The sequence below is a fragment of the Vibrio sp. 10N.261.52.A1 genome (assembly GCF_002876325.1).
Lineage (GTDB): Bacteria > Pseudomonadota > Gammaproteobacteria > Enterobacterales > Vibrionaceae > Vibrio > Vibrio chagasii.
Window position 1 is genome coordinate 1 of the sequence record NZ_MCYD01001105.1, and the last position, 5811, is coordinate 5811.

At 41.9% G+C, this 5811-nt stretch carries 4 protein-coding genes; all 4 read right to left on the reverse strand.

The window, feature by feature from the left end; translation table 11 throughout:
• Nucleotides 1–102 precede the first annotated feature (102 nt).
• Genes BCT81_RS23645 through BCT81_RS23660 form a run of 4 tightly spaced genes read right to left on the reverse strand, consistent with a single transcriptional unit; the run spans nt 103 to nt 5792 of the window.
• Nucleotides 103–966: a hypothetical protein gene (locus BCT81_RS23645; RefSeq protein ID WP_102426050.1), complete on the reverse strand. Its 864-nt coding sequence runs from the start codon at nt 964–966 to the stop codon at nt 103–105.
• Nucleotides 953–2536: an ATP-binding protein gene (locus BCT81_RS23650; RefSeq protein WP_102426051.1), complete on the reverse strand. Its 1584-nt coding sequence runs from the start codon at nt 2534–2536 to the stop codon at nt 953–955. Before BCT81_RS23650 ends, BCT81_RS23645 begins: the two co-directional genes overlap by 14 nt.
• On the reverse strand, nt 2536–4185 hold the full coding sequence (locus BCT81_RS23655; protein WP_102426052.1) for a restriction endonuclease subunit S: 1650 nt from the start codon (nt 4183–4185) through the stop codon (nt 2536–2538). The genes BCT81_RS23650 and BCT81_RS23655 overlap by 1 nt, the downstream gene beginning before the upstream one ends.
• Nucleotides 4182–5792 (reverse strand): N-6 DNA methylase, encoded by a 1611-nt coding sequence (locus BCT81_RS23660; protein WP_102426053.1) that lies wholly within the window; start codon nt 5790–5792, stop codon nt 4182–4184. The genes BCT81_RS23655 and BCT81_RS23660 overlap by 4 nt, the downstream gene beginning before the upstream one ends.
• Between the last annotated feature and the right edge of the window lie 19 nt (nt 5793–5811).

Consider the following 5811-nt stretch of genomic DNA (forward strand, 5'->3'; position numbering starts at 1 on the left):
TAAGCAGGCCAGATCATAAACCTGCTGTAATTGATCTGAGGCAACCTTTTTACTTACCATAAAAATCCTTTTAATTTTTGATACTTACATCCGATTCGTTCTCTATGGTGTAAGATCTAACTCATCGATAAAATCTGCTAAATACTGTGCGTTTTTATTAAACAAGATGTGTTGAACTGCAGCTGCACTAAAAGGACTTTTACGGTTACAGAGCTCTTTTAATCTATTTTTAGCTTCACTTATACCTGCACGATCTTCGTCATCTAAATCATCATCATCAAGGCCCGATGTTAACTTTAGATATCGAATAGCTGATTGTGCATCTTTAATTGCTCGCAGTCTGTGAGGAACGATCGTTTCATGATCAAGATTCAATAAGATCTTAGATAGCCTAACCTTCTCAAAACCAATAGGATCTGCATCGCAAGTTACCGCTGGTGAAATTTGTCCAGTCTCAACTTCAAACGATAGCAGTTTTACATCATCTATAGAGCAAGGATCTAATATTAAGTGATGAGTATAATCACAGGGTGCATCGATACCCCAACAGCGCATGGATTCATCGGATAATGGAAAATAATCAACTTTTCCCCCCTCATCTCTCGCTCGGTTTGCGAAAATACACGAGTAGCGATAATTACTTATGTCATAAGCTTTCCACCAATATCCGGGATGCTGTTGAGTACCCTGTTTGACAATAGCGCCATCAGCATTTTTAACTCTGCCTTTTGGCCAATAGTGATCGACATCGAAATCAGTTCCTATCTGAGGTGATTCTGTATACCAGCACTTGGCTCCAAATTCTGCTACAAAGGTCCTTTTTAAGGAGCTCCATTTATTACCTATAGCCTCTATTTCTGCACTCGGTTCAGCTGCGCCTTTGACTCTATCGGACCACTGTTTAGATTTTTTGTCCCAGGTCTTCGTTTTACATTTTTCAAATTTAGATTTATCAATGTGCCTCATTCGAAGAGATCCTCATGTCTTTGAGAATGTTCTTAATCATCTGCTTTCGAGCTTCAACTGATGCTACTTCTTTACCGTATTCTAGGTATTTACTTCGAGCAATTAAAAACTGGCGATAATCTTCATCAGGATGAATATAACCATATCCCAATTGCTCAAGTTGCGTGTTGAGCTCCTCTAATCGTTCAGGGTTGCTATCTTCAGAAACTAAGTTCCTTCTTTCTCGAATGAGGTCTTGAGTACCGTTATCCAATGTTGTTAAGAGGCCGAACATATCACTAGTTAAAATACCATTTACACTCATGCCTTTAGGGCTTTTTCTAGGGGTGTCGACTGAAATTTTTTGGCTGGCATCATTTCTTGATATAACCTGAATCTGTTCTCTATTTAACTCTGCAATAGAGAGAGGTTGGTGAGTGGTCATAATAATATGACTACCGAACCCCTCTGGAACGAATAACTCTAAAAATCTATGGTATTTTGCTGCCCAATAGGGGTTCAAGTGAGTATCAGGTTCATCGAGTAAAAATAATGCATCTCGTTTTGCCGTAAACTGAAGTAGCCCAAAGATAGTGAGTAGTTGTTGTTCACCTTCACTTAGCTCACTAAAAACTACATTTTGATCAGATTTGGTTTGCTTTACTTGTATTTCGACTCTGTCCAGAATTCCAGATAGGTAGGTCGCTTCGAGGATTTTGAACAGATCTTCGGGACGCATATTTTTTGAGAGCTCATCTAACTTGGCTTTACTAGGTAGGAAAAAGCCCACTACTTGCTTCTTTTTTACCCTTTTTGACAGCAAATCCGGTTGAGGTTCCTGTGTTTCAATAGGGCCAATAGAGTACTTTTTTACTAGCTCCAAAAAATCTCGTATAGCCCCTGTCGCTCCCCAGAAATCACTAGCATCATTACTCCCCCAACTAGCAGGCTTTGTTAAGTAGAATGTGGCTGATTCAAAGCTGGCTATTGATAACTCTTGCTTCAAAAATTTCGTTGCATGTGGTACGCCACGCGCGACAAAAAATGATAGTAACGAAAACTGACTGTGGAAGGGTTTGGCATAAAAGAAAGGCCTAATGTTGTCTCGAATATTAGCCCCCTCTTTAATGACTTGAAGATAAAAATCTCTTCTTGAATCAAAAAATAGTGACTCTAACCGATCACTTGGCCCCGAATAATAAGCAAAGATATTTCGAGGTAGAAAATGTGATAGGCCGGCTTTATCGCGCTTTACTATGGCAATATCGACATCTTGCCACTCAGAGATATTTCCAGGTGAATGTTCTTGAACCTTTATCTCATAGACCGATTCTCTCGATGTATCTACATTGATATCCAGCCAGGTTTCCAAACTAGCTTCACCAATTTTATACTTCATCTCGTAGGAAAATGGCGGGAGGTTGCCTGTTTCTAAATACTTAAATATTTGTACAATAGCCTCAATGATATTTGACTTCCCTGTGCCATTTTGACCTATGATGACTGTACGATTTTCATCATCTGAAAATCGTATCTCCACACCTTTCAGGTTTTTAAACTCCGAATTTATTTTTAAGTATTGTAGTTTCATTATTTAATGAAAAACCCTGTTATTCCATCAACTGTTTTTTCTTCAATCTTATCATCACGAAGTAGTTCACTTATCTCATTAAAAACTTCAGTCAGCGATAAATCAGGTGTTAGCTTGTTGAAAATATCCTGAGGGCTATGTGCAACGCCATCAGCAATGAGAGATTGAACAGGACTCAGTTTTTTATTAATTAAGGTGTTGTTACTTCCTTTGGCTACTAATTTATTAGCTCTTATCTTCTTGGAAGGCTTTTTCTTTGCAGTTTTGCTTGCTAACGCAAGGGCTACACGTTCGGCTTTAATACGCTCAATCAAAGCTTCAGCGCTGTTTTCACCACTAATCAAATCAGGGTTTTCTGCGCGCCACTCCGCGGAAAGTTCCCCCTTGAAGGCTTTGACGATAATCGACTGGGTAAGCTTGTTCACCCGTGCTTGTGCAGCATCGACTTGCGCTTCGACTTTATCGGCGAAAGCGAACAGCTCTTCGACACGGCGCACGATTTCAGTTTGTTCTTTTAATGGAGGTATAGGTATTGGGGCTTCTCGACACTGAGTTAATGATATATTTATCTGTCCGGCCGAACCCTTGGTATCAGGCATGACATTTCTCACAAGCTCCCCTTCGCATAATACGTAATATAGATACTTATACTCTAGATATTCAGGATCAACCCTAAACAGAGTTAACGCCTGATTCAAATTCCATTCGGGATATTGGGAGGGTAAGATTGCAACTTTACCTAAAGGTGGTCCCACGATATTCATTAAAACATCATTAGGTAATCCCACTGATCTCTTCAATTTTTTCGAGTGAGTTTCATCCGTTACAAACTGTGGTTTATAGTCAAAGTTTATTCTTTGATTAACGATGTTGTACACTTTCAGAAATGGAACGGTCCCGCCTTGATCAAAAGGTTTATTGCGCGGAGTAGAGCCACTTTGAACTTTTAAGCAGACTTCTTTAGCTGCTCTACTAGACCATGAATCAGGTAAACCATTATCTAACTCATGTGGTTTATCCCCTCGCCACTCTTCGGTCAACTTGCCACTCACTGCGGCGGCGAGGACCGATTGGCGGAATGATTTTAAGATTGCAGGAATAGCATCAAGGCGAGCTTTGGTACTTTCCACCCGAGTCAGTAGCTCATCCAGTTTGTCGGCAATGACTTTTTGTTCGGCTAATGGGGGAAGGCTAATTTTAAATTCTTCGACAAACTTTTTAGGAACCCTTCGTAAACCCACAGCTCCAGTCATATTCTCTGCACCAGTTTGCAAAAACTCATAACTCTTGATTACAGAGAAAATGTAATTAACAGATATATCTTTTATTACAGGGCGCAAAACATAAAACTCGGTACTACCTGCACCGATATCATTAGGTAGCTCTTTAACGATTGCTGCCTTTCCGTTTTCAAAGCAAGGGGTTACCTTGGCAAAAATCACATCACCCGTTGCGAAGTGAGTGTAGCCTTTTTTGATTTTATCCCACTGCCGTTCCTCGTAATTCAAAGTGCCATTGAAATCCGTAGGTGCAAGTGCCATAGGCACAAAACCCGCCTCTTGATCCTCTAAATCTTTGTGTTTTGGATTGACGATAACAACTTCAGATAAAGAAGCTTTTACCCACCCATCAGGAATCACTTGACTCATCCTTTCACCCCACTCGCTAATGAAGCAACCAGAGCTTCAAGATCCGCTAATGCGCCTTTCAGTTCAGTCATGGCTTCACCTGCGAGCTCCTCAGGGGTCCCTAATGTTGCGGCATCGACGCTATTGCCATCTTTCAGCCAGCTAATATCTAGCGAATCACCTTTGTTGTCGCGGATAAATTCACGGCTAAACACACGCCAACGGCTGTGCGCTAGGCTAGGATCGACACCTTTATTAACCTCTGTGCTTTCTGCTTCAACTTCTTCGGCATTAAACGACCACTCCCCTTCCCTGCGATCTTTAAGTGGCAGGTTATAAACAGCTTCAAAGGGCTTTAGGTGTTGCTCACCAAACGGGGTGCGCTTGCCAAAGTTTGGCATATTGGTACGTAGGTCATAGACCCAAGTGTTGGTGGTACAGTTTTCTTCTTGGTTCTTATCTTTGGCTGAGCCTTTAGTAAAGAACAGCACGTTGGTCTTCACGCCCGCCGCATAGAATATACCGGTTGGTAAACGTAAAATAGTGTGCAGGTCGCACTTATTCATCAGATCCGTACGGATCTCGGTACCACGACCTGCTTCAAATAAGACGTTGTCAGGTAACACTACCGCTGCACGGCCACCCGCTTTTAAGTTTCGGTAGATATGCTGTAAAAATGCCAACTGCTTATTAGTCGTGGGATAAGTTAGGTCTTTGCGCGTAATTGACGCATCGCCGCCTTTGCTAGTACCAAAAGGTGGGTTAGCGAGGATAATATCGGATTTGGGTAGAGTAGTCCCCACTTTACCGAGAGAGTTACCTAGGTGCACGACACCTTCGTCGTCCCCTTCCATACCGTGCAGTAAACAGTTCATTAACGCTAAACGACGAGTAGATGGAACCAACTCAACACCAACAAAGGCGTGATTTTTTTGGAATGCTTGTTGTTTCCCGGTTAAATCAAACAGCTCATCTGTTTGGCCTTTGATATAACGGTCGGCCGCTATCAAGAAGCCTGCGGTTCCTGCGGCGGGATCTTGAATCACTTCACCAGCCTGTGGGTTAATTACTCGCACCATCGAGTCGATCAACGCACGAGGAGTGAAGTACTGACCTGCGCCTGATTTAGTCTCGTTGGCGTTCTTCTCTAGCAAGCCCTCATACAAGTCACCTAAGCCATCTTTTTGCGCACTGAACCAGTCAATCGAATCGAGTGACTTTATCAGCTGCTTTAAGTGGCGAGGCTCACGCAGGCGCGTTTGAGCATCAGCATAGATAGCCAGAATAAGTGGATCTGTAACAATTATTTTCTCGATGGTCTTTTCTGGATCTTCAGGGTCTATTTCACGACGCTTACCTGTAGATAGTGCCATCAAGATATTTTTATAGTCATTCAATAAATTGATACCATCTTTGTCACTTAAGTCACTCCAACGGCAGCCTTCTGGCAAGGTATGCTTATTGAGCAGCCCTGCCTCGGTGTTCTCATGCACCATCTTAATGAACAGCAGTAAGACGAGCTCGGTAACGTAATCGGAATAGTTAATGCCATCGTCGCGCAATACATCACAGAGATTCCACAGCTTTTGGACGATGTCGCTATTGTTTGATTTACTTGAAGTGCTCATTTTATATTCTCAACTACTT

Bases quoted from the DNA above. Each gene is read 5' to 3' on its own strand.
- BCT81_RS23645 (WP_102426050.1), bottom strand. From the start codon at position 966: ATGAGGCACATTGATAAATCTAAATTTGAAAAATGTAAAACGAAGACC.
- BCT81_RS23650 (WP_102426051.1), bottom strand. From the start codon at position 2,536: ATGAAACTACAATACTTAAAAATAAATTCGGAGTTTAAAAACCTGAAA.
- BCT81_RS23655 (WP_102426052.1), bottom strand. From the start codon at position 4,185: ATGAGTCAAGTGATTCCTGATGGGTGGGTAAAAGCTTCTTTATCTGAA.
- BCT81_RS23660 (WP_102426053.1), bottom strand. From the start codon at position 5,792: ATGAGCACTTCAAGTAAATCAAACAATAGCGACATCGTCCAAAAGCTG.